Origin of the sequence: Microbaculum marinum (assembly GCF_037855135.1) — a bacterium.
GTDB lineage: Bacteria > Pseudomonadota > Alphaproteobacteria > Rhizobiales > Tepidamorphaceae > Microbaculum > Microbaculum marinum.
The window spans coordinates 83,981-107,170 of sequence record NZ_JAZHOF010000009.1 but is presented as its reverse complement, the minus strand read 5'-3'; the positions used below and the strand labels follow the sequence as shown (position 1 = coordinate 107,170).

The 23,190-nt window shown below is 68.2% G+C and carries 23 protein-coding genes; 16 read left to right on the top strand and 7 right to left on the bottom strand.

Translation table 11 applies throughout. The features are described 5' to 3' along the window. Positions 1-1,749: a gamma-glutamyltransferase gene (gene ggt / locus V3328_RS20570; RefSeq protein ID WP_340331593.1), complete on the bottom strand. Its 1,749-nt coding sequence runs from the start codon at positions 1,747-1,749 to the stop codon at positions 1-3. A gap of 101 nt (positions 1,750-1,850) precedes the next feature. On the opposite strand from ggt, the gene V3328_RS20565 reads away from it, so the two are divergent. Together V3328_RS20565 and V3328_RS20560 are read left to right on the top strand one after the other, a co-directional pair. Beyond that, positions 1,851-3,203 carry an aspartate aminotransferase family protein gene (locus V3328_RS20565; protein ID WP_340331592.1) on the top strand — a complete coding sequence of 451 codons (1,353 nt, stop codon included), beginning with the start codon at positions 1,851-1,853 and terminating at the stop codon, positions 3,201-3,203. 38 nt (positions 3,204-3,241) lie between these two features. Further along, positions 3,242-3,898, top strand: a complete 657-nt coding sequence (locus V3328_RS20560) for a YoaK family protein (protein ID WP_340331591.1) — start codon at positions 3,242-3,244, stop codon at positions 3,896-3,898. A gap of 3 nt (positions 3,899-3,901) precedes the next feature. Here V3328_RS20560 and V3328_RS20555 read toward each other — a convergent pair whose 3' ends face one another. Then, positions 3,902-4,993 carry a Glu/Leu/Phe/Val family dehydrogenase gene (locus V3328_RS20555; RefSeq protein ID WP_340331590.1) on the bottom strand — a complete coding sequence of 364 codons (1,092 nt, stop codon included), beginning with the start codon at positions 4,991-4,993 and terminating at the stop codon, positions 3,902-3,904. Between the two features lie 259 nt (positions 4,994-5,252). Beyond that, positions 5,253-6,419 carry a glycosyltransferase family 2 protein gene (locus tag V3328_RS20550; RefSeq protein WP_340331589.1) on the bottom strand — a complete coding sequence of 389 codons (1,167 nt, stop codon included), beginning with the start codon at positions 6,417-6,419 and terminating at the stop codon, positions 5,253-5,255. A gap of 316 nt (positions 6,420-6,735) precedes the next feature. On the opposite strand from V3328_RS20550, the gene V3328_RS20545 reads away from it, so the two are divergent. The 4 genes from V3328_RS20545 (at position 6,736) to V3328_RS20530 (ending at position 9,779) form a co-directional block, all read left to right on the top strand. Further along, complete coding sequence (locus tag V3328_RS20545) at positions 6,736-7,263, top strand: L,D-transpeptidase (protein WP_340331588.1); 528 nt, start codon at positions 6,736-6,738, stop codon at positions 7,261-7,263. A 139-nt stretch (positions 7,264-7,402) separates the two neighbouring features. Further along, positions 7,403-8,059 carry a DUF1007 family protein gene (locus tag V3328_RS20540; protein WP_340331587.1) on the top strand — a complete coding sequence of 219 codons (657 nt, stop codon included), beginning with the start codon at positions 7,403-7,405 and terminating at the stop codon, positions 8,057-8,059. Further along, complete coding sequence (locus V3328_RS20535; RefSeq protein WP_340331586.1) at positions 8,050-8,724, top strand: DUF1007 family protein; 675 nt, start codon at positions 8,050-8,052, stop codon at positions 8,722-8,724. Before V3328_RS20540 ends, V3328_RS20535 begins: the two co-directional genes overlap by 10 nt. After that, positions 8,721-9,779 (top strand): nickel/cobalt transporter, encoded by a 1,059-nt coding sequence (locus tag V3328_RS20530; protein WP_340331585.1) that lies wholly within the window; start codon positions 8,721-8,723, stop codon positions 9,777-9,779. Before V3328_RS20535 ends, V3328_RS20530 begins: the two co-directional genes overlap by 4 nt. Before the next feature lie 34 nt (positions 9,780-9,813). Here V3328_RS20530 and V3328_RS20525 read toward each other — a convergent pair whose 3' ends face one another. Genes V3328_RS20525 through nthA form a run of 3 tightly spaced genes read right to left on the bottom strand, consistent with a single transcriptional unit; the run spans position 9,814 to position 11,499 of the window. After that, a complete protein-coding gene (locus V3328_RS20525) occupies positions 9,814-10,182 on the bottom strand; it encodes a nitrile hydratase accessory protein (protein ID WP_340331584.1) in 369 nt (122 codons plus the stop codon). Further along, a complete protein-coding gene (gene nthB / locus V3328_RS20520) occupies positions 10,169-10,828 on the bottom strand; it encodes a nitrile hydratase subunit beta (protein ID WP_340331583.1) in 660 nt (219 codons plus the stop codon). The genes V3328_RS20525 and nthB overlap by 14 nt, the downstream gene beginning before the upstream one ends. Next, on the bottom strand, positions 10,825-11,499 hold the full coding sequence (gene nthA, locus V3328_RS20515) for a nitrile hydratase subunit alpha (RefSeq protein ID WP_340331582.1): 675 nt from the start codon (positions 11,497-11,499) through the stop codon (positions 10,825-10,827). Before nthA ends, nthB begins: the two co-directional genes overlap by 4 nt. An 88-nt stretch (positions 11,500-11,587) precedes the next feature. Here nthA and V3328_RS20510 point away from each other — a divergent pair, with 88 nt between their 5' ends. Then, positions 11,588-12,262 carry a haloacid dehalogenase type II gene (locus V3328_RS20510; protein WP_340331581.1) on the top strand — a complete coding sequence of 225 codons (675 nt, stop codon included), beginning with the start codon at positions 11,588-11,590 and terminating at the stop codon, positions 12,260-12,262. 270 nt (positions 12,263-12,532) lie between these two features. Here the strand turns inward: V3328_RS20510 and V3328_RS20505 are convergent, their stop codons facing one another. Then, positions 12,533-13,324 carry a gamma-glutamyl-gamma-aminobutyrate hydrolase family protein gene (locus V3328_RS20505; RefSeq protein ID WP_340331580.1) on the bottom strand — a complete coding sequence of 264 codons (792 nt, stop codon included), beginning with the start codon at positions 13,322-13,324 and terminating at the stop codon, positions 12,533-12,535. 289 nt (positions 13,325-13,613) lie between these two features. Here V3328_RS20505 and V3328_RS20500 point away from each other — a divergent pair, with 289 nt between their 5' ends. The 9 genes from V3328_RS20500 to aguB all read left to right on the top strand — a co-directional run bounded on the left by V3328_RS20500 (position 13,614) and on the right by aguB (position 22,421). Then, complete coding sequence (locus V3328_RS20500) at positions 13,614-14,705, top strand: TRAP transporter substrate-binding protein (RefSeq protein ID WP_340331579.1); 1,092 nt, start codon at positions 13,614-13,616, stop codon at positions 14,703-14,705. A gap of 70 nt (positions 14,706-14,775) precedes the next feature. Then, positions 14,776-15,309 (top strand): TRAP transporter small permease subunit, encoded by a 534-nt coding sequence (locus tag V3328_RS20495; RefSeq protein ID WP_340331578.1) that lies wholly within the window; start codon positions 14,776-14,778, stop codon positions 15,307-15,309. Then, complete coding sequence (locus V3328_RS20490; RefSeq protein WP_340331577.1) at positions 15,309-16,898, top strand: TRAP transporter large permease; 1,590 nt, start codon at positions 15,309-15,311, stop codon at positions 16,896-16,898. The genes V3328_RS20495 and V3328_RS20490 overlap by 1 nt, the downstream gene beginning before the upstream one ends. Beyond that, complete coding sequence (locus V3328_RS20485) at positions 16,895-17,665, top strand: glucose 1-dehydrogenase (protein WP_340331576.1); 771 nt, start codon at positions 16,895-16,897, stop codon at positions 17,663-17,665. Before V3328_RS20490 ends, V3328_RS20485 begins: the two co-directional genes overlap by 4 nt. A gap of 80 nt (positions 17,666-17,745) precedes the next feature. Next, the gene (locus tag V3328_RS20480) at positions 17,746-17,937 is read left to right on the top strand and encodes a DUF3008 family protein (protein ID WP_340331575.1); all 192 of its coding nucleotides are present in this window, start codon (positions 17,746-17,748) and stop codon (positions 17,935-17,937) included. Between the two features lie 112 nt (positions 17,938-18,049). Next, a complete protein-coding gene (locus tag V3328_RS20475) occupies positions 18,050-19,258 on the top strand; it encodes an acyl-CoA dehydrogenase family protein (RefSeq protein ID WP_340331574.1) in 1,209 nt (402 codons plus the stop codon). 40 nt (positions 19,259-19,298) lie between these two features. Next, positions 19,299-20,342, top strand: coding sequence for an agmatine deiminase family protein (locus V3328_RS20470; protein ID WP_340331573.1), 1,044 nt, complete (start codon positions 19,299-19,301; stop codon positions 20,340-20,342). Further along, positions 20,339-21,514, top strand: coding sequence for a YbfB/YjiJ family MFS transporter (locus V3328_RS20465; RefSeq protein WP_340331572.1), 1,176 nt, complete (start codon positions 20,339-20,341; stop codon positions 21,512-21,514). The genes V3328_RS20470 and V3328_RS20465 overlap by 4 nt, the downstream gene beginning before the upstream one ends. A gap of 34 nt (positions 21,515-21,548) precedes the next feature. Beyond that, positions 21,549-22,421 (top strand): N-carbamoylputrescine amidase, encoded by an 873-nt coding sequence (gene aguB, locus V3328_RS20460; protein WP_340331571.1) that lies wholly within the window; start codon positions 21,549-21,551, stop codon positions 22,419-22,421. Positions 22,422-23,190: the final 769 nt, after the last annotated feature.

Genomic DNA, 23,190 nt, shown 5'->3' with positions numbered 1-23,190 from the left:
TCAGTCGCCCATCGCCACGCCTTCGCGTCGCGGATCCGAACCGCCTTGGAGCTTGCCGTCCCGGATCGTTATCATGTTGATCCCGCTGGTCATTTCCGCCTGTCTTGCGGTCCAGCCGAGATCCTCCAGCGCGGAAATCCAGAGGTCGGCGCCGGGTACGTTCTCCACCTCGAAGGGGCCGTTGCGGCTGCCGAAATTGAACAGCGACGCGGCGGCCTGCGGATCGAGCCCCCAGTCGACATGGGCGACTATCGCCTTGATGACATAGGGGATTATGCGGCTCCCTCCGGGCGATCCGAGCACCATGGCGAGCTTACCGTCGGGGTCGAAGACGATGGTGGGCGCCATCGACGACCGCGGCCGCTTGCCGCCTTCGACCCGGTTCGCGATCGGATAGCCGTTCTCGTCTTCCGGCGCGAAGGAGAAATCCGTCAGTTCGTTGTTGAGGAGGAAGCCGTCGACGAACAGGCGGGAGCCGAAGGCCGACTCGATCGAGGCGGTCATGGAGACCGCGTTGCCGGCCGCGTCGACAACGGAAACCTGGGTCGTTCCAGGGGCTTCCTTCGTTCCATCCTTGCCGAAGGACCCGTCGGCGGCAGGCGGATTGCCGGGCTCGCGGACGCCGCCGGACCGCTTCGGATCGATCAGCGCGACGCGCCCGGCGATGTAGTCGGGGTTCATGAGGCCGGCGGGAACATCGACGAAGTCCGGGTCGGCGACATAGCGGTCGCGATCGGCGAAGGCGAGGTTCTCCGCGTTGCCGACGAGGTTCAGTGCGGCGGCGGTCGGGACCTGGCCGAGGTCGAATTTATCGAGATATTCCAGCGACATGGCAACTGCCAGGCCGCCCGATGACGGCGGCCCCATGCCGCAGACCCGGTAGCCGCGGTAGGTGCCGCAGACGGCCGGCCTTTCGACTGCCCGGTAGTTGGCAAGGTCGTCTGCCGTCAGTGTGCCAGGATTGTGCCAGGAGTGTGCCACCGCTGCGTCAATGTCCGCCGCGATCTCGCCAGTGTAGAAGGCCGCCGGACCGTCGTCGGCGATCCGCTCGAGCGTGTCGGCGTAGGCGCCGTTCTCGATGACCTGCCCGAGCAGCGGCGGACCGCCGTGGGGGGTAAGGAAGTATTCCTGTGCCTGCGGCGAGAACGCATCGGCGCCCATGCCGGCGACCAGGCCGCTCAGCCGCGGCGAAACGCCGAAGCCGTCGCGGGCGAGCGCGATCGCATCGTCGAACAGCCGGGCCCAGGGCAGCTTGCCGCCCTGGGCGTGGGCGGCATGCAGCATCGCCAGCAGGCCCGGAACTCCTACGGAGAGGCCGCCCGGCACCATTTCCGGCCAGGGATTGGGCTTGCCCTCTGCGTTCAGGAAGAGGTCGGGGGTGGCGGCGGCCGGTGCGGTCTCGCGGCCGTCCCAGGTAGTCAGGCGCCCCGAGGCGGCATCCCAGCTCACGAGGAAGGCGCCGCCGCCGAGGCCGGCCGACTGCGGCTCGACGAGACCGAGCACCATGATCGCGGCGATGGCCGCGTCGACGGCGCTGCCGCCGTCGCGCAGCGCCTTGAGGCCGGCCGCGCTGGCGAGCGGATGGGCGGTCACCACCATCTGTCTGTCCGCGGTGACCGGAGCGCGTTCGCCGCCGACGGTCGCAGGCTCCGGCGCGGCCCGGCTGAGAGTGTCGGCGGGGGCGGGAGACAGCCCGAGGAGAGGCAGGGCAAGCGCGAGCAGGACGGCGCAAATCGGGCGCATCGGCATTGCGAACTCCTTATCGTCGCAACCGCATCATCGTCGCGGTTGTCAGGCCAGGCGAACACGCGTCAGATAGGCGATCAAGTCAACGCGCGGGGCTTCGCGGGATGAGCGGTACCGGACACAGCCACATATTCCATCGCGACCTGAGGGCAAGCTATCCCGTCGCCGCTTCGGGCGAAGGATGCTGGCTGATCGACAGCAACGGCAAGCGCTATCTCGACGCCTCCGGCGGCGCCGCCGTTTCGTGCCTGGGCCACCTGCACCCGCGCGTCGTCGCGGCGATTCGGGAGCAGGCGGGCAAGCTCGAATTCGCGCACACCTCGTTCTTCACCACCGGGCCGGCTGAGGACCTTGCCGACTACCTGACGGCCCGGGCGCCGGCGGGATTCGGCCGGGTCTATTTCGTCTCCGGCGGCTCGGAGGCCAACGAAACGGCGCTGAAGCTGGCCCGCCAGATCCATGTCGAGCGGGGCGAGCCGCAGCGCGCCCGCGCTATCGCCCGCGAGCAGTCCTATCACGGCAACACCCTCGGCGTGCTGGCGCTGGGCGGCAATCCGGCGCGCAAGGAACTGTACGGCCCGATCCTCGGCCTGCCGGTCAGCCACATCGCGCCCTGCTATGCCTACCGCCACCAGCGCGAGGGGGAGGGCGAGGAGGCCTACGGGTTGCGCGCGGCGAAGGCGCTCGAAGACGAGATCCTGAGGGTCGGCCCGGAGACCGTGTCGGTGTTCTTTGCCGAAACCGTGGTCGGCGCAACGGCCGGCGCGGTGCCGCCGGCGCCGGGCTATTTCCGCGAGATCCGGCGGATCTGCGACCGGTACGGCGTGCTGATGGTGCTGGACGAGGTGATGAGCGGCATGGGCCGCACGGGAACGCTGTTTGCCTGCGAGCAGGAGGGCGCGGTGCCGGACATGATCACCACCGCCAAGGGGCTCGGCGCCGGCCACCAGCCGATCGGGGCGACGCTGGTGCGCGAAGACCTGGCCCGGGTGATCGAGGGCCACGACGGCGTGTTCCGGCACGGCCACACGTACATCGGCCACCCGATCGCCTGCGCGGCGGCGCTGGAGACCCAGAAGGTGATCGAGGAGGAGGGGCTGCTGGAGCGGGTCCGGACGGCCGGCGAGACGTTCAACGCGATGCTGTCGGCCCGGTTCGGCCAGAACCCGCATGTCGGCGACATCCGCGGCCGCGGGCTGTTCCGGGCAATCGAACTGGTGGCTGACAGGGACGACAAGACCCCGTTCCCGCGGGCGAAGGGCCTTGCCAACCGCATCCGGACGCACGCGATGGCAGCGGGTCTCGTCTGCTATCCGGGCAACGGCACGGCGGACGGCATCGACGGCGACCACGTGCTGCTGGCGCCGCCGTTCATCATCGACGACGACGAACTCGGCATTGTCGTCGACCGGCTCGACGCGGCGATCCGCCGGTCGCTGGACGAGGTTCGCGGCTGACCGCGGCGCGGGCCGCGGGCATTGGACGGGGGCAGGCAATGCACAACCGGCAGATCCTGGCGATGGGATATGCACTGACCGGGATTGCCGGGTGGGTCGACGCGCAGGGCTTCCTCGCCCTGCAGGGCGTGTTCGTCTCGTTCATGAGTGGCAACACGACGCTGCTCGGCCTGGCGGTGACGCCGGGTAACGCCTCCCAGGCAGGCCAGATCGCGCTGGTCATCGTGCTGTTTCTCGGGGGCGGCTTCGCGGGGGCCTTCGTGTCCGGGCTGGCCGGACGCTGGGCCATGCCCGCGGTGCTGGCCTCGGTGGCGGCGGTCCTGGCGGTCGCGATCGCACTGTCCGCCACCGGATCGACCTTGGCCGGAGCGGTGATCCTGGCGCTCGCCATGGGCATCCAGAACGCCGCGGCGGGGGCAGTCGGCCCGGTCAAGTCCGGAGCAACCTACGTGACGGGCACGCTGGTCAGCGCCGGCCAGGAGCTTGGCAGGATCGCCGGGGGCGGTGGTTCCGGCCGCATCTTCGCCGAGCACATGTCGCTCTGGCTCGCCCTGCTGGTCGGGGTCGCCGCCGGTGCCGTCGCCCACACCCAGGCGGGGCTCTGGTCACTGCTCGGGCCGGCCGCAGCGGCAACGGCCCTCGCCGCCTGCACGGCCGCGCCGCTTCTCCGGAGCTTCAATACGGAAGGCTCCTGACGCTCAGGCGCTCTTGCGGCGAGCGGCCTCGAAGATGCGCTCCTCGGCGACGCGGTCGGCGATGACGGCCGGCGAGACGCCCTCCGCGTCGGCGCGTTTCAGCACGAAGGAGAGCGTGGAATCGATGCGGGCGATGCGCTCCTTCATCTCGTCCGCGGTCATGCCCGGCCGCTCCGGGGCGATCGAGATGACGCCGCCGGCGTTCACCAGGTAGTCGGGCGCGTAGAGAATGTCGCGGGCGACCAGCGCGGCGGCGTCCCCGGGGGTGCGAAGCTGGTTGTTGGCGGCGCCGCAGACGACCTTCGCCCGGATCTCGGGGATCGTCGCCGCGTTGAGGCCGCCGCCGAGCGCGCAGGGTGCGAACAGGTCGGCGTCCGCGGCGTGAATTCGGTCCACGGGGGCAACGTCTGCGCCGCAGCGCGCGGCGACCTCGGCGACGCGGTCGGTATCGATGTCGGCGACGATCAGGCGGGCGCCGTCGGCGTGCAGCAGGGCGGCGAGCCGGCCGCCGACATGGCCGAGGCCCTGGACCGCGACGGTGAGACCTTCCAGCGAAGCGCGCCGGAACCGGTGCCGGACAGCCGCGCGGATGCCACAGAACACGCCCCAGGCGGTATAGGGGGACGGATCGCCAAGACCGGTGGCGCGGATGCCCCGGACATGACCGGTGCGCCGGGCGACGATTTCCATGTCGGCATCGGAAATGCCCACGTCTTCCGCCGTGATGTAGCGTCCGCCGAGCGTCTCGACGTGATCGCCGAAGGCCTCGAACAGGGCCTCGGACTTGTCGGTCCTCGGGTCGGCGACGATCACCGCCTTGCCGCCGCCATGCGGCAATCCTGCCAGCGCGTTCTTGTAGGTCATGCCGCGCGACAGGCGCAGGACGTCGTCGAGCGCCTCGTGACGCGAGGGATAGGACCACATCCGGCAGCCGCCGAGGGCGGGGCCGAGCGTGGTGTCATGGATGGCAACGATCGCTTCGACACCGGTCTTCGGATCGCGATAGATCGAAACGTGCTCGTGATCGTCAAAACTGGGATGAGTCCGGACCGCTCGATCGGTTTCGGAACTGAAGGTCGACATATCAATCCTCATGGCTTGGCAGTCCTGGCAAGAAGCCTGTTCGGGGCCGCGAGCTTCGACAGAAAATATAGGAGTGTCACACCGAAATTTCGTTTCGAATATTGCGGGAAAGGCTCTGAGTGCAGAAAATATCTTCTGAAATGGGAGATCCTGGAGTGGATCGTTCCTTCGGCGTTGCGTGCGCTGACCGGGCGGATGACGGCAGTCATCACCTTCCGGTCAATCGCGGCGAGATCACTTGCCCCGCCTGCCTACCGGAATCGCACCACGCTCAGGCCGTGATCGATACATGCAGGGCTTCGGCCTCGTTCCTATTCCCCGCCTCGCCCGGCAACGGGGACTGGAACACGGCGCGGTCGATCAGGATATCCCGCAGGAGGCCGTGCTCCTTCAGCATGCGGATTTTTCCCCTGGGCAGGGTCTTCGTCAGCGTGAAGAACCGGTGCAGCAGGCCTTGCCTGTCCTGCTCCTGCCGACGAGCGAACTCCGCGGCCTGCGCTTCCCGCTCCGGCCCCATTCCGAAATACAGCCCGTCCCGGGTGCGCCCCTGCCACTTGAGCTTCCAGGCGCCGAACTGCATGGCGTCGTGGTGCAGGATGAACAGCTCCGCCGCCGTCTGCTCCTCGCGCCAGGAGCCGTCACGCAGCGGCCTGTGCACGCCGATCCCCTCGAATCCGGTCCGGGCACGGAGAAACGACTTTCCGACCCTGTGGGCGAGAAAGCCGTCGCAACTGTACGCCGCGATGGGTGCGTAGATGCGTCGCGCGATCTGTTCCGTCGCGCTTGTCGGCAGAACCTTGTAGAGCGTGGCCGCGAATGGCCCACGGCGCACGTCACCCCGCACGTGTACCGCTTCGAGCGGCATCACCCTGACAACGTCGACGGTGTCGGGGAGGGATGCGAGATACGCGCGTACCTCCATGTCCCCGTAGAGCAACTCGTCGCCGTCGATCGGGATGAGCCAGTCGATCTTTGCCGCCCTGCAGGATTCAAGCGCAAGCTTCGTGTTGAGTTTCTGCCTGAGAAGGAAGTCGGTGCGGATGTCGCCGGCCCGTGGATCGACGGTCTTTGCGGTGCGCGTCCCCGCGTCGCCAGTCGTTGCGTAGCCAGTCGTTGCCTCGCCGGTCGTTGCGTTGCCGGTCGTTGCCTCGCCGGTCGTTGCGTTGCCGGTCAGGGCGGACCAGTGCGTCTCGTCGCAGCCGATGCACGTCACGAAGGGGAGGTGCGCCAACTCCGCGATCGCCGGATCGCCCGGATCGTCGAAGAACAGGAACAGGCGATCGGCTCCGAGCCGCGCATGATACCGCACGAAGGCGAGCGTGTTGTTGCGCGACTCCCTGAGGGTCGCACAGATCGCGAAGGTGGGACCCATCTCGCGGGAATTCTCGCAATGGTTCTCGGGCGGGCGGTACTGGTTCGGGCGGCCCGCGGTCGGCACAGTCGCCGCTCGTCCTGCCCTTCGGCGTGCGGCGGCTGTTCAACCCGGGACGCAGTTCAAGTCGAGGTTGCAGGACATCTATCAGGTCAATCCGGCAGGCCCAAGCCCGATCAGCCGGAGGGTGGCTCGTTCGCCAGAATCGGCAGCCCCTGCCACACAGTTCCAGGTGCGGCACAGAGGTATCGGCGACACTGCTTTTGACGGCGCGGCGCGATTGTCGAATATTAACTCCCGGGTGTGTTGAGTAGGGGATCATCGGTCGGGGTATTCCGGTCCCCGGGGCGGACATAAACGACGATCAGGCTGGGATCGATCCATGCGCGGTTTCGCAATCAGGACGTTATCGATTTTCATAATCGGGCTTGCGGTTACTGCGGGGCTCGCCATCGGCCCCACGGACGTCGCCGCGGCGCGGGAGATCGTGGAGACCGGAGACGACTACGGCTACGGCACGATCGTCATCAAGACGTCCGAGAAGCGGCTCTACTACTCGCTCGGCGACGGCAAGGCGATCCGGTACTCGGTCGCTGTGGGAAGTCCGCGCAACCAGTGGTTCGGAAGCACCTGGGTCAGCGAAAAGAAGGAACATCCCGGCTGGACGCCGACGCCGAGCATGCGCTCGCGCAACCCGCGCCTGCCGAAATACGTCGCGCCGGGGCCGAACAACCCGCTCGGGGTGCGCGCGCTCTATCTCGGCTGGACGGCCTACCGCATCCACGGCACCAACGCGCCGGGATCGATCGGACAGGCGGTATCGAACGGCTGCATAAGGATGTTGAACGAGGACGTGGTCGACCTGTTCGAGCGCGTCCATATCGGCGCGCCGGTGATGGTCCTCCGCTGAGGCAGTTCCGGCGCTTCGCCAAGCCCGGAGTTGCCGGCACGGTTTCGCCGCCGGGATCGTTCCGCCACTCTTTCGCCGATATCGTGCAGTTAGCAGGTACGGGAAACGCGACGTGAACGGCAGGCATAGACGAGAGGGAGTGTCGTTGGCGCTCTGGCTGATCGCATTCGCATCGGCGGTGACGGGCGGCCCGGCGGAAGCGCATCCCCACCTGTGGATCGAAAGCCGGTCCGACGTCCTGTTCGACGCCGAGGGTGCAATCACGGCAGTGCGCCACACCTGGACCTTTGACGAAATGTACAGTGCGTATGCCATCCAGGGGCTCGATTCGGACGGCGACGGCATGCTGTCGCGACGGGAACTGGAACCGGTCAACGAGGCCAACGTGGAGTCGCTTGCCGAATACGAGTACTTCACCTTCCTCAGGGTCGTTTCGGACGATCCGGTCCAAGCGAGTTTTTCCGCGCCCACCGACTCCTGGACCGAATTCGATGGCTCGGTGCTGTCCTTCCAGTTCACGCTGCCGCTCGAGGAGCCGATAGACCCGGCCCGATTCAAGACCGGCATCGACGTGTTCGACCCGGCCTATTTCGTCGGCTTCACGTTCGCAGACGACAATCCGGTCCGTCTGGTCGACGCGCCGGAGGCCTGCCGGTCGAGGACCGGACGGGCCAGGGGCTTCGACGAGGCGATCGCCGGCAAGCTCGCGCAGATCCCCGCAACGGGGGAACTGCCACCCGATCTCCTCGATCTCACCGTCACCAACGCCAACACCATCCGCGTCATATGCAACTAGGCCTGCCCTCCGCCCCGGCGACCGTCCTCGTCATCTCGCTGCTGCTTGCGCCGACGGTGGGGATCGCGCATCCGCACGTGTGGGTCGACAGCCGCTCCGACATCCTGTTCAACGACGCCGGTTCGATCTCCGGCATCCGCCACGCCTGGACCTTCGACGAGATGTTCTCGGCCTACGCGATCCAGGGGCTGGACGAGGACAACGACGGCAAGCTGTCGCGCGAGGAACTGCAGCCGCTGGCGCAGGTCAACGTGGAGTCCCTCTACGAATACGACTACTTCACCTTTCTCGGGGTGATCGGCGTCGACGAGATCTACGGGGTGTTCCAGGATCCGGTCGACTACTGGCTCGACTACGACGGCGTCCGGCTGACCCTCAACTTCACGCTTCCGCTGACCGAGCCGTTCGACCCGAAGCAGGGCGAGACCGCGATCGAGGTCTACGATCCGACCTATTTCATCGACTTCCAGCTTGCCGAAACCGATACCGTCATGCTCGTCAACGCACCGCGGGGATGCGCGCCGCAGTTCGAGCGCGCCGAAGGCTTCGATCCGGCGACCGCCGCGATGCTCGCGCAGATTCCGCCCGACGTGACGGACCTTCCGCCCGAGATCCTCGGCCTGACCGAGATCAACGCCAACACCATCCGCGTCATCTGCGGATGACCCGCACCGACCACCGGCGCCTGATTGTCGCGATCGTTCTGACGGCGGTCGCGATGGCCCTTGCGCCGGAGATCGCCTCGGCGGCCAGTCCGTTCGGCGTCGCGCGGCCGGAGGCCTCGGTCGCCGTCCAGTCCGGTCCGCTGGCCGGCATGTTCGCGTGGATCGCGGCGAAGCAGTCGGCCTTCTACCAGGGCCTTTCGGGGCTGGTGACCGCGTTCAAGACCGACGGCACCGCCGCCTGGGCGCTGATCGGCCTGTCGTTCCTCTACGGACTGTTCCACGCCGCCGGACCGGGGCACGGCAAGGTCGTGATCACCTCCTACCTGGTCGCCACGGGCGAGACGCTGCGGCGCGGCGTCGTGCTGGCCTTCATGTCGGCCTTCGCCCAGGCGATGACGGCGATCGCGCTGGTCACGGTGATGACGGTGCTGCTCAGCGCGACCAGCTTCGCCATGACCCGGGCGACAGGGCTGGTCGAGATCGCCAGCTACGCGCTGATCGCCCTGATCGGGGCGGCGCTGGTCTACAGGAAGGGCGCGGCGCTGCTGGCGCGGGTGCCGGTCTTCGGCCCGCAGACCGCGGCGGCCGGAGGACCTGCTCACGGCCACGTCCACGTCGGCCAGGCGCATGGGCACCATCACCACGATCATGCGGTCGCGCGCGGGCACGTTCACGGTCCCGACTGCGGCCATTCGCACGGGCCCGATCCCGCCGACCTGACCGGGCCGTTCTCGCTCAGCCGGGCCTGGACGGCGGTGCTGGCGGTGGGGCTCAGGCCGTGCAGCGGAGCGATCATCGTGCTGGTGTTCGCGTTCGCCCAGGGCGTCTACGGGATCGGCATCGCGGCGGCGCTGGCGATGGCGGCCGGGACCGGCATGGCGGTCGGCCTGCTGGCCGGCATCGCGGTCGGCGCGCACGGGTTCGCCGCACGGATGGCCGACAGCGGCAACGGCTGGGCGGCGGCGGGCCTGCAGGCGGCCGAGTTCCTCGCCGCGCTGGCCGTGTTCGGCTTCGGCCTGCTGCTGCTCGGCGGCGCCTTGCAGGGCGGCATCTGAGCGGAGGCCGGCGGCGCTCAGGGGCCAGTCGGCGCTATTTGCGTTCCGCTCCCAGCTCGATCGGCTGGCCGTGCGGGGTGGCGCGGGCGGCGCGGTCCCAGGCGGCCTGGCGGTCGGCGCGCTCGGGCTCGGGAACGACGCCCTTGCGGTCGAGGATCGTCTCCAGCGCCTTCAGCCAGGCCGAGTAGTAGTCCTCGTCCCCCGAGGCGCCGGGGCCCATGGCGGCGATCTCGGCGCCGAGCGTCTCGGCCCATTCGCTCCAGGTGAATATGCCGCGGGAGTTGAGCGCGACGGCGAGCGCGAAGGCCTGGGCATGCCAGGGCTCGGCGAAGACCGGACCGTCGGCGTCGCGCGGCAGCCCGGGAAGCGCCGCCAGAGCCTCGTCGACCTCAGGCCGGGTCAAGGTAGGGTTCCCACAGGTCGACATGGACGCTGTCGCCGGGGGCTGCGTCCTCGCCCCACAGGTCGCGGGCGGAGAAGCGCACCGAGTAGACCCATTGCGGCCGTTCGCCGAGCCCGTGCGCATGGGCATCGGGGAAGATGTGGCAGCCGTGCACGCGGGCGATGGTGCCGGGATGGCCGCGCACGTAGCGGGGCAGGCGGGTATGGCCCTGCGGATTGATGTTGCGGGCGCGGACGGCGTCGCCGGGCGAAAACAGCGCGGCGGCCTGCGGCGGGCGGTCGACCGGGCCGCCCTTCGCCATGGTCGCGGGAACGTCCTCGGCCCTGAGGATGCGCGCCACCGGCCGTGCCGGACCGGAGGGCCTGCCGGCCTCGATCTCGTCGGCCGTCACCAGCCCGGCTTCGCCGAGCAGCCTCTCGATGCCGGCCAGCCAGATCTGGTAGTAGCTCGACGACAGGTACAGGGCCGGCGGCAGGCTCTCGCGGGCATGCCGGGACATGTCGAGATTCCAGCCGCCGGGGGCGGAGACGGCAAGCGTCAGCGCGAAGGCGCGGCGCTCCCAGTCGGCATGGAAGACCGGTTCGTCGGGCTCCGGCGCGACGGGACCGAAGTCCTGCATGCCGCCCATGTCGTGGACGCCGTTCACTGGAGCAGTCCCTCCTTGCGGGCCTCGTCGGGGGACAGGGCAAGGCCGGTGCCGATCATCGAATCGCGGGTGACGAGGGCGGCCAGCGCCTCCTCCGTCATGCCCTCGGTGCCGTCGGGGCGCATCGGTATCACCAGGTAGCGGACCTCCGCCGTCGAATCCCAGACCGAAATGCTCACCTCCTCCGACAGCGTCACGCCGAATTCGGAGAGGACGCCGCGCGGGTCGATCACCGCGCGCGAGCGGTAGGGCGGCGACTTGTACCAGACCGGCGGCAGGCCGAGCACCGGCCACGGATAGCAGGAGCACAGGGTGCAGACGACCATGTTGTGGGTCGCCGGCGTGTTCTCGACGGCCACCATGTGCTCGCCCTGCCGCCCGGCGAAGCCGAGCTCGGCGATCGCCGCGGTCGCATCGGTACGCAGGCGCTCCAGGTAGCCCGGGTCGGACCAGGCCCTGGCGACGACGCGGGCGCCGTTCCTGGGACCGACCTTGTGCTCGTAGGTGTCGACCAGCGCGTCGAGCGCGGCGGGATCGACATAGCCCTTCTCGACCAGCAGCGATTCCAGCGCCCGGACCCGAAGCGCGGTCGGCGACAGCTCCGAGCCCTCGTGGCCATGGGCATGGCCATGGAGGTGGTCGTGATCGTGGTGATGATGATCGGCGGACACGGCAAATCCTCACAACAGCTTGTCTGCGACGATCCTAGACAGGCGGCGGCCCGCGGGCCAGTGTTTCGGCAGTCAGGAGGGCACCGCCATGACGCTTCGGGGAATAACGGCTTGCGTGTTCGATGCCTACGGCACGCTGTTCGACGTGCACGCGCCGGTCGGCCGGGTGGCCGCCTCGCTCGGCGACGGCGCGGACGCGGTCTCGAAGATGTGGCGCGACAAGCAGCTGCAATACACCTGGCTGCGCAGCCTGATGGGCGCCCATGCCGATTTCAGGACCGTCACCGAAGAGGCGCTCGACTACGCGCTGGCGGCGAACGGGATTTCGAACCGGGACCTGCGCGACCAACTGCTCGACCTCTACATGCGGCTCGACGCCTATCCGGACGCGCGGCGCTGCCTGGAGGCGCTGAAGGCTGCCGGAAAATCCACCGCGATCCTGTCGAACGGGTCGCCCGAGATGCTGGATGCGGCCACTGCCTCGGCCGGGCTGAGGGATCATCTCGACCATGTGCTGTCGGTCGAAAGCGTCGGCATCTACAAGCCGGACCGCCGCGTCTACCAGCTCGCCGTCGACGCGCTGGGCGTCGAGCCGGCCGCGATCTGCTTCGTGTCGATGAACCCGTGGGACGCCAGCGGCGCCGCCTATTTCGGCTTCCAGGTCGCCCGGCTGAACCGCCTCGGCGTGCCGCCCGACAACCTGCCGGGGACGCTCGCCGCCGAGATCAGGACCCTCGACGAGGTGCCGCCGCTGGTTGCGTGAGCGGGGGACGGTCGCCCGATCCGGGGCGACACAAGCCGGCGCCGCAGCCCCTCACCCGGCCCTCCGGGCCGACCTCTCCCCACGGGAGAGGTGGAGGTCTGCGCGAGTGGACCCGGCTCCTGCCAAATGGCATTCACACACCCGTTTCGCCTTAGGCCAAATGGCGCAACCCGGCGCTGACGGTCACCTCTCCCGGGGGGAGAGGTCGCCGCGTAGCGGCGGGTGAGGGGTGCGGTCCCGGTTGGGGGCACCCGTCTCAGGCGCCGCCTCCTACTCCGCGGCGGCGCCGTAGGCGGTGCGGTTGCCGCGGATGGCTGCGCCGAAGGCCTCGAACAGCTTGCGCGAGGTCGAGTCGCTGCCGGCCCAGTATTCGGGGTGCCACTGGACACCGAGGGCGAAGCCCGTCGCATCGCGTACCGAAACCGCCTCGATGGTGCCGTCCTCGGCGGTCGCCTCGACCTCCAGTCCGTCGGCGAGCCGGCCGATCGCCTGGCGGTGCAGCGAATTGACCTGGACGGGACCGGCGCCGAGAATTTCCGAAAGCCGGCCGCCGGGCCGGATGTCGATGCGCTGGCGAATCGCGAAGCGCTCGTCCTGGATCGTCGAATCGGGCGCGCGGTGGTCCATGCGGTCTGGCAGATCCTGGATCTCGGTGACGATCGAGCCGCCGAGCGCGACGTTCAGCTCCTGATAGCCGCGGCAGATGGCGAACATCGGCACGCCGCGCTCGAGCGCCGCGCGGATCAGCGGCAGGGTGGTGGCGTCGCGGGCCTCGTCGAAGGGCTCGTAGGCGGGTGTCGGAGCCTCGCCGTAGTTGCCCGGATGAACGTTTGACCGGCTGCCGGTCAGGAGCAGGCCGTCGGCGCGCTCGAGGATGGCGGAATAGTCGAGCTCGCCGCCGAGCGCCGGGATGACGACCGGCATGGCACCCGACACGCGGGCGACCGCCTCGAGATACTGCGCGGCGCAGGCGTGCCAGCGATAGCCCTCGAAGGTCTTGAGGTCCGCCGGCACCGCGACGAGCGGCCGATCTCCCGACATGTCCCAGGCGCCTGATGTCATTTTCCGGTTTTCCTCATGATCGATCGCCGGCCGCGAACGGCCACGACAATTTGCCGATTTGCACAAAATATACTCATTCTCGCGCCGGCTTTACACTACCGCAACGGTAAAGACCTCATTTTGGTTGCCCCGATGGTCGCACTTGTTTTGTAGAACAGGCTGCGCTTTAAATCGGCTCATCGTCGCGCCGACAGACCATTCGGACGGCGCTGCCGGGTGGGCGACCGACAAATGGGGGGCCTGATCCGGTCGGCAACAACCACAAGTCACTGTTTGGGAGGTATCATTCATGGATCGTCGTTCATTTCTGACCAGGGCCGGCATCGGCGGCGCCGCCGCCGCAACGGCCGCCGCCGCGTTCCCGGCGCCCGCGATCTCGCAGGGCAACGTGGAACTGAAAATGGTCACCACCTGGCCGAAGAATTTCCCCGGTCTGGGAACCGGCGCGCAGCGCGTCGCAGACCGCATCACCGCGCTGACCGATGGTCGGATCACGGTCAAGCTGTTCGCCGCCGGCGAGCTGGTGCCGGCATTCGAAGCGTTCGACGCCGTGTCGCAGGGCACCGCCGACATGTATCACGCGGCGGACTACTACTGGATCGGCAAGCATCCGGCATATGCGTTCTTCTGCGCGGTCCCCACGGGGATGACCTATGCCGAGCAGAGCGCCTGGGTGGGCTACGGCAACGGCCAGGACCTGTGGGACGAACTGGGCAGCGGCTTCAACATCAAGTCGCTTCTGTGCGGCAATACCGGTACCCAGATGGCGGGGTGGTTCAAGAAGGAAATCACCAACCTGGAGGACATCAAGGGGCTCAAGTTCCGGATTCCCGGCCTCGGCGGCGAACTGATGCGGCAGATTGGCGTCAACGTCGTGAATCTTCCCGGCGGCGAAATTTTCCCGGCGCTTCAGTCGGGCGCAATCGACGGTGCCGACTGGGTGGGGCCCTGGAACGACCTGGCTTTCGGCTTCTACAAGGTCGCCAAGTATTATTACTATCCGAACATGTCGGAAGGCGGGGCGGCACTCGGCCTCGGCATCAACAAGGGCGTCTGGGACAAACTGTCCGCCACCGATCAGGAGGTGTTCAAGGCGGCGGCCGCAGCCGAGAACAGCCTGACCTATGCGGACTTCAATGCGAACAATTCGCGCTCGCTGAACACGCTCGTAGACGAACACGGCGTCACCCTCGGCCACTTCCCGGACGACATCATCGATGCCTTGGGCGAAGCAGCTCCCGGCGTGCTGGAGTCGGCGGCGACCGATGACCTGGGCAAGCGGATTCTCGCCGACTACACCAAGACCCGGGACGATATCCGGGAATGGAGCCAGATCGCCGAGCCGGTCTACATCCAGGACAGGGCACGGGTCCTGGGCTAGTCGCACTCAATCGCCAGATTCGGCGGGCGGCGCGGACCAAAGGGGTTCGCGCCGCCTCGTACGGTGCCCAATGCGCGCTATCGCGAACTCCATCGACTGGTTCAACGAACGCATCGGGCGCACGGTGGCGTGGTTGGCCCTGCTGATCGTGCTCGTGCAGTTCCTGATCGTGATCGGCCGCTACGTGTTCGGCATCGGCTCGATATGGCTCCAGGAGCTGATCACCTACATGTTCGGCTTCATATTCATGCTCGGCGCCGCCTACACGCTGAAGCATGACGGTCACGTGCGGGTCGACATCTTCTACCGGGAGGCGCCGGCGCGCACCAAGGCGATCATCAACCTGGTCGGGTCGCTGGTCTTCCTGATCCCGATCTGCCTGCTGATACTCTGGATCGCCTGGCCCTACGTCATGCAATCCTGGGCAGTCTGGGAAGGGTCCACGGAGGCAAGCGGCATCCCCGCGCGCTATCTGCAGAAGACGGCCATTCTCGCGTTTGCCGTCCTGATGGCGCTGCAGGGGCTGTCGATGGCGTTCCGGTCGATCCTTGCCCTCCGCGGCGATCAGCGGGAACTCGACACCCTGTCGGGCGGGTCGGACTGATGGGGCCGCTCGCGCAATCCCTCGACATCCTGATGTTCGTGGTCGTCTGCTTCGTGCTGATGGCCGGCTTCCCGGTTGCCTTCACGCTCAGTGGGGTCGCGCTGTTCTTCGGGGTGGTCGGCTACCTGGCGGGCGTCTTCGACCTGTCGTTCTTCCTGGCGTTCCCGCAGCGCATCTTCGGCACCATGACGAACGAGGTGCTGATCGCGGTGCCGCTGTTCGTGTTCATGGGGGTGATGCTCGAGCGGTCGAAGGTCGCCGAGGAACTGCTGGAGACGATGGGCCGCCTGTTCGGCAAGATGCGCGGCGGTCTCGGCATCTCGGTGACCATCGTCGGCATGCTGCTGGCCGCCTCCACCGGCATCGTCGGGGCCACAGTGGTGACGATGGGGCTCCTGTCGCTGCCGACCATGCTGCGCTACGGCTATTCGCCGCGGCTCGCCACCGGCGCGATCGCTGCCTCGGGCACGCTCGGCCAGATCATCCCGCCGTCGATCGTCCTCGTCATTCTCGGCGACCAGCTCTCCAACGCCTACCAGAAGGCCCAGCTCGACATGGGCATCTTCTCGCCCGAGACGGTGTCTGTCGGCGACCTGTTCGCCGGCGCACTGATACCGGGCCTGGTGCTGGTCGGCATGTACATGATCTACCAGATACTGATGGCGGTGTTCCGGCCGGAAACCTCGCCCGCGATGCCGGCGGCGGACGCCGGCGACGTCGGGCTCGGCAAGATCCTGCACGCGCTGCTGCCGCCGATCCTGCTGATCATCGCGGTGCTCGGATCGATCCTGGCGGGCATCGCGACGCCGACGGAAGCCGCAGCGGTCGGCGCGATCGGCGCCATCCTGCTGGCCGGCTACCGGATCGACGAGACCCGGCCGTGGCCGATCTACATCGCCGCCCTGTCGCTGATCGGCGTGCTGCTGCTCACCGGATACATGGATCTTCGCGTGGCGCGCACGGAGATCCCCGACGCCGACATGGTCGGCATCTGGGTGGCGGCAGCCCTCTGCATCGGCGTCGCCTGCGGGCTGGCGATCTCGCTGGTGCGGGTGTTCCGCGGCAACGTGCTCGTGCCGGTGATGCGGACGACGACGCAGATCACCTCGATGGTCTTCGTCATCCTCATCGGCGCGGCGCTGTTCAGCCTGGTGTTCCGGGGACTGGGCGGCGAGGAACTGGTGCACGAGGTGCTGACCGGCATGCCGGGCGGCGCGCTGGGCGCGATGATCTCGGTCATGCTGCTGATGTTCGTGCTCGGCTTCTTCCTCGACTTCCTGGAGATCGTGTTCGTGGTGGTGCCGCTGGTGGCGCCGATCCTGCTGATGCTGGAGATGCCCGACGGCTCGAACATGAGCCCGGTCTGGCTCGGCATCATGATGGCGATGAACCTGCAGACATCGTTCCTGACGCCGCCGTTCGGCTTTGCCCTGTTCTACCTGCGCGGGGTCGCGCCGGCGAGCATACGCACCATGGATATCTACCGGGGCATCATCCCGTTCGTGCTGATCCAGCTGATCGCGCTGATCGTGCTGTGGTATGTGCCCTCCCTTGCAACATGGCTACCGAAGGTGGTGTACGGCGGATGACGACAGCGACTGACCTTTTCGATCTTTCCGGCAAGACGGCTCTGGTGACCGGAGCCTCGAGCGGGCTTGGCTGGCGGTTCGCCGAGGTGCTCGCCGAGAACGGCGCCAGCGTGGCGCTGGCGGCGCGCCGCACCGACCGGCTGGAAACGCTGAAGGGGCGGATCGAGGAGGGCGGCGGCAAGGCGGTCGCGGTGGCCATGGACGTGACCGACCAGGCCACGATCACCGCGGCCTTCGACCTCGCCGAGCAGGCGATCGGCCCGATCGACATCGTCGTCAACAATGCCGGGATGGCGATCGAGGAAATGCTCGTCGACATGACGGCGGAGCAGTGGCGAAAGGTTCTCGGCACCGATCTCGACGGCGTCTTCTACGTCGGCCAGGAGGCGGCCCGCAGGATGCAGGACCGCGGCACCGGCGGCTCGATCGTCAACATCGCCTCGGCGATCGCGTTCAAGGTCGGCAAGACGCTCGGCGCCTACGCCGCCGCCAAGGCCGGCGTCGTGCAACTCACCAAGGCGATGGCGCTCGAGCTTGCCGGCGCGAACATCCGCGTCAACGCGATCTGCCCGGGCTATATCGAGACCGAGATCAACAGCGCCTTCTTCGCCACCGAGCGCGGCCAGCAGATGATCCAGCGGATGGTGCCGATGAAGCGGCTCGGCGATCCGGGCGACCTCGACGGCGCTCTGCTGCTGTTTGCCTCCGGCGCCGGCGCCTTCACCACCGGCGCCTCCCTGGTTGTCGACGGAGGACTGGTTCTCTAGCTCGGCCAGCCGCCGGGCGGAACCGGCCGGGCGGCGTCGGCGTTTATCCCCTTGTTCAATCAGCCAAGGGAGCCGGACGGATGCCCGCCAAATCGAAAGCCCAGCAGAAGGCCGCGGGAGCGGCGCTGTCTGCAAAACGCGGCGATACCAAGGTCTCCAGCCTGCAGGGCGCATCGAAGGAAATGTACGATTCGATGAGCGAGAGCCAGCTCGAGGATTTCGCCGAGACCAAGCGCAAGGGCAAGCCCGAGCACAAGTCAAAGTCCGACTGAGCGACGTTCCCGCCGCTCAGCCGCAGAGGCCGGGTCTTGCCGGGAACGGCCGGAGCGGCGATTGTCCCGCCCCGATATCGGGGAAACGAACGGGACATCGACGGGAACGCGAATGGACTTCACGCTTGACCCTGCCTTCGACGACCTGCGCCTGATGGTGCGCAGGTTCGTCGCCGACCATATCGTTCCGCTCGAGGACGATCGCGCCAACTACAACGAATTCGAGAACATCCGCCTCGATCTGCGCGACCGGATGCGCGGCAAGGCGAGGGACGCCGGGATCTACGCCCCGCAGATGCCGAGGCAGCGCGGCGGGCTGGGCCTGCCGATGGTCGGGCAGGCGGCCTTCTACGAGGAGGCCAACCGATCGATCTTCGGCCCCTCCTGCCTCAACTGCGCCGCACCCGACGACGGCAACATGCGGCTCCTGTCGATGGTCGCCCGCGACGACCAGAAGGACCGGTGGCTGCAGCCGATCATCGACGGTCAGGTGAACTCCTCCTTCGTGATGACCGAGCCCCATCCCGGCGGCGGCTCCGACCCCGGCATGATCCAGACCAGCGCCGAAAGGTCGGGCGACAAGTGGATCGTGCACGGCCGCAAGTGGTTCATCTCAGGCGCGGCGGTGGCGAAGCACTTCATCCTGGTCGCCCGCACCGACCCTAATCCGGACGAGACGCGCCGGCACCTGACCGCCTTCCTGTTCCACGCCGACCAGCCCGGCTGGCGGATCGTCCGGCGCATAGACAACATGGGGCCGGACGAGCACGGCGGCGTCTGCGAGCTCGAGTTCAACGGGCTCGAGATCCCCGACGAGAACCGGCTGATGGAGGTCGGCGACGGGCTCAAGGCGACGCAGATCCGCCTCGGCCCGGCGCGGCTGACCCACTGCATGCGCTGGCTCGGCCTGTCGAAGCGCTGCATGGAGATCGCCGCCGAATATACATCCCGCCGCGAGGGCTTCGGTATCCGGCTGGCGGACCGCGAATCGGTGCAGCTGAAGATGGGCGAACTGGCGCACGCCATCCAGATCGGCCGGCTGCTGGTCATGCACGCCGCCTGGAAGCTCGACCAGGGCGATTTCGCCCGCAAGGAGGTGTCGATGGCGAAGGTCCACGTCGCCGACACGCTGCACAAGGCGTCCGACGTCGCCATCCAGCTCAACGGCGCGCGGGGCTATTCCAAGGACACGGTGCTCGAATGGATCTACCGCTATGCGCGCTGCGCCCGCATCGTCGACGGCGCCTCGGAGGTCCACAACATGGTGCTGGCCCGGTTCTACGGGAAGGAAGGGCAGGACTTCTGGAACTGGGGCGGCTAGCATCCCGCCGCGACACCGGCTGCGAGTTGAAGGAGCCCAGATGAGCGACACGCCTTCCGGCCAGGCCTACCGCATGCCCGCGGAGTGGACCCGGCATCGCCGCACCTGGATGGCCTGGCCGTGCAATCCCACCCTGCTCGAGGGGATCGGGCCGCAGAAGGCCTTTGCCGCCTGGGCGTCCGTCGCCAACGCGATCGCCGATTTCGAGCCGGTGGTCATGGTGGTGCCGCCGGGCCGGACCGAAGAGGCGCGTCGATACCTGTCGGCGGCGGTGGAGACCGTCGAGCAGCCGCTCGGCGATTCCTGGATGCGCGACTTCGGGCCGACCTTCGTCATCGCCGACGACGGCACCCTGGCGGGCGTCGACTGGACGTTCAACGGCTGGGGCGGGCGCACCTTCCCGGAGGCCTCCGCCGATGCCGAGGTGGCGGCATTCGTCTGCCGGCAGGCCGGGGCAGAGCGGCTACCCTCGAAGCTCGTCAACGAGGGCGGCGGCATCCACGTCGACGGCGAGGGGACGCTGCTGCTGACCGAGAGCGTGCAGCTCAACCGCAACCGCAATCCGAGCTGGACGCGCGAGGAGATCGAGGCGGAGCTGCATCGCCGGCTCGGCACCGAGACGGCGATCTGGCTGCCGCGCGGACTGGTCGCAGACACCTCCGCGTTCGGCACCGACGGTCACATCGACACGCTGGCCTGCTTCGTCCGGCCGGGCGTGGTGGTCGCCCACGGCCAGCCCGACCCGGGGCATCCCGACCACGAGACGTCGCGCGAGAACATCGAGATCCTGAAAGGCTCGACCGACGCGAAAGGTCGGCGGCTCGAGGTCATCGTCCTCGACGCGCCGGCCGAGCGCTATCTCGACGGCGAGCCGCTGTCGTGCTCCTACGTCAACTTCTCGTTCGTCAACGGCGGTGTCGTGCTGTGCGGCTTCGACGACCCGAAGGACGCGGAGACGGTGGCGATCTTCGAGCGGCTGTTCCCCGACCGGCGCATCGTCCAGGTGCCGGCGACGCCGATCTTCGAGGGCGGCGGCGGCATCCACTGCATCACCCAGCAGGAGCCGGCGGTCGAGGCGCCATGACCCCCGCCTGGCGCCTCGTCGTCGCCGGCGCGCTGGCGCTGGGCATCGGGCTCGGCATCGGGCGGTTCTTCTACACGCCGATGCTGCCGCTGATGCAGCAGGAATACGGCTTCGATCCGGCGGTCGCCGGGCTGATCGCGTCGGCGAACTTCGCCGGATACCTGGCCGGCTCGCTGGCGGGCTCGCTGCTGCGACCGGGGCCGGTGCGGCTGCAGGCGTTCCGGATCGGACTGGTGATCAGCGCGCTGTCGACGCTGGCCATGGGGATGACCGACGACGTGACGGCGTGGCTGGTGCTGCGGGCGATCGGCGGCATCGCCAGCGCCTTCGTGATGATCGCGGTCGCCGCCTTCGTCGCCGAGGCGCTGGCGCCGGTGAGTGAGACCGGCCGCATCGCCTGGATGTTCTCCGGCGTCGGCTTCGGCATCGCCCTGTCGGGGCTGCTTACGGAGTTCTTCGGGTCGCAGGTTAGTTCCTCGACGATGTGGTACATCGCCGGCGGTCTGTGCGTGCTTGCATTGCCATTCGTGCTCGCCGAAATGGGCGACAGGACGCTGCAGGCCTCGCCGAAGCGGCCGCACCGCCGACGCCGCGAGCCGCGGCCGCTGCCGCTGGTGCCGCTGCTCATCAACTACACCTGCGAGGGGCTCGGCTATTCGGTCTTCGCCACCTTCATCGTCGCGATCATCAAGTCGCGGCCCGAACTGGCCCATATCGGCGACTGGTCGTGGGTGATCGTCGGGCTGACGGGGGTGCCCAGCATGCTGCTGTGGGCGGCGGCGGCGGAGCGGATCGGCTATGCCGTCGCGCTGGCGGTCGCGTTCGCGGTGCAGATCGTCGGCGTGCTGCTGCCGGCCTTCAGCGATTCCGGCGGCGTGGCGCTGCTCGCGGCCGCCCTGTTCGGCGCCACCTTCATGTCGATCACCATGCTGACCCTGCCGCTCGGCCGGCACGGCGCCGGCGGCCGCGGCTTCGCCATCCTGACGGCCGGCTGGGGCGCCGGGCAGATGATCGGGCCGCTGGTCACGGGCTACATGGTCACGGCGGGATACGACTACCATATGGCACTGGTCGCCTCGGCCGCGGTGCTGGGCTTCGGCCTCGTCGTGCTGCTGGCGGCGATGGCGTTCCGCGGGCCGGGTGTCGCATCGGACGGGAGATCCGCAGCATGAAACGGTGCAGAGCCGAGAACGGAAAGGTCGCCAGATGAGAGAAGTCACCGTCGCCGCCACCCAGATGGCCTGCAGCGACGACGTCGACCGGAACGTCGCGCGGGCCGAGGCCCTGATCCGCGAGGCGGCGGCGCTCGGCGCCAACATCATCCTGATCCAGGAGCTGTTCGAGGGCCTGTACTTCTGCCAGGACGAACTGCCCGAGCACTTCTCGCGCGCCCGGCCGGCCGACGGCCATCCGACGATCCGGCGCTTCCAGGAGCTGGCGCGGGAGCTCGGCGTCGTGCTGCCGGTCTCCTTCTTTGAGCAGGCCAACACCGCCCACTACAATTCGCTGGCCATGGTCGACGCGGACGGCAGCGTCCTGGGGCTCTACCGCAAGACCCACATTCCCCAGGGGCCGGGCTACGAGGAGAAGTTCTACTTCAACCCCGGCGACACCGGGTTCCGGGTCTGGGACACGAAATACGGCAAGGTCGGCGCGGGCATCTGCTGGGACCAGTGGTTTCCCGAATGCGCCCGGTCGATGGCGCTGATGGGCGCGGAGATCCTGCTCTATCCGACCGCGATCGGGTCGGAGCCGGCCGACCCGGACTGGGATTCGATGCGCCACTGGCAGACGGTGATGTGCGGCCACGCCGGCGCCAACCTGATGCCGCTCGTCGCCTCCAACCGGATCGGCGCGGAGGCCGGCAAGCGCGGCACCTCGATGACGTTCTACGGCTCCTCCTTCATTGCCGACTGGATGGGCCAGAAGGTTGCCGAGGCCGACCGCGAAACCGAGACCGTCCTGACGGCGACCTTCGATCTCGACGAGATCAGGGGCTACCGGGCGGGCTGGGGCGTGTTCCGCGACCGGCGCCCGGAGATGTACGGGACGCTGATGACGCTCGACGGGCAACGGTAGCGGCGGCTGCGCCGCCGCCCCCCTCACCCGCATCGCCAGGGCGATCCGACCTCTCCCCGCCGGGGAGAGGTGGGCGCGGGCTGCGACGGTGGGGGAATCGGAAAAGCATATGTTTGCGGCGAGATCCAACTTCTCCCGTGGGGAGAGGACGGGCCGCAGGCTCGGGTGAGGAGATGGGGCCAACCGTTTGCCACCGCTGGAAACCCCGGGCGCACAAGGAGGTAGCCCGGATGCAGCGAAGCGCAATCCGGGAACGGCGGATGCGCGCGGGGAGGATTCCCCGGATTACGCTTCGCTCCATCCAGGCTACGGGCCGGCAGCACGCAACGGAGCCGTAGCGGCTCCTGCGTTGGCACCCCCTCACCCGGATCGCCGGTGCGATCCGACCTCTCCCCGCCGGGGAGAGGTGGGTGACTGCCGCGGGGGATTGGGAAGATCGGAAGCTCATGGATTTGCGGCGAGCTCCTACCTCTCCCATGGGGAGAGGTCGGGCCGAAGGCCCGGGTGAGGGGATTGGACCTTCCGTATGCCGCCGCTGCAGGCCTCGGGCTACTTGCTGGTGTGCGTGAGGAGGCTTCCCCGGATTGCGCTTTGCTCCATCCAGGCTACAGGCCACCGCTTATGGGCGTGCCTCTCGCGTGCTATGGTCCGGGGACGTTCACGCACCGAACAGCTTGTAAGACAATAGTGCTGACCTATTATTCTGCGTATACGATACCAATGACGGCCCGCCCAAGTCGGGCCCGCGGGGCCGGGTTCCGGCCGGCAA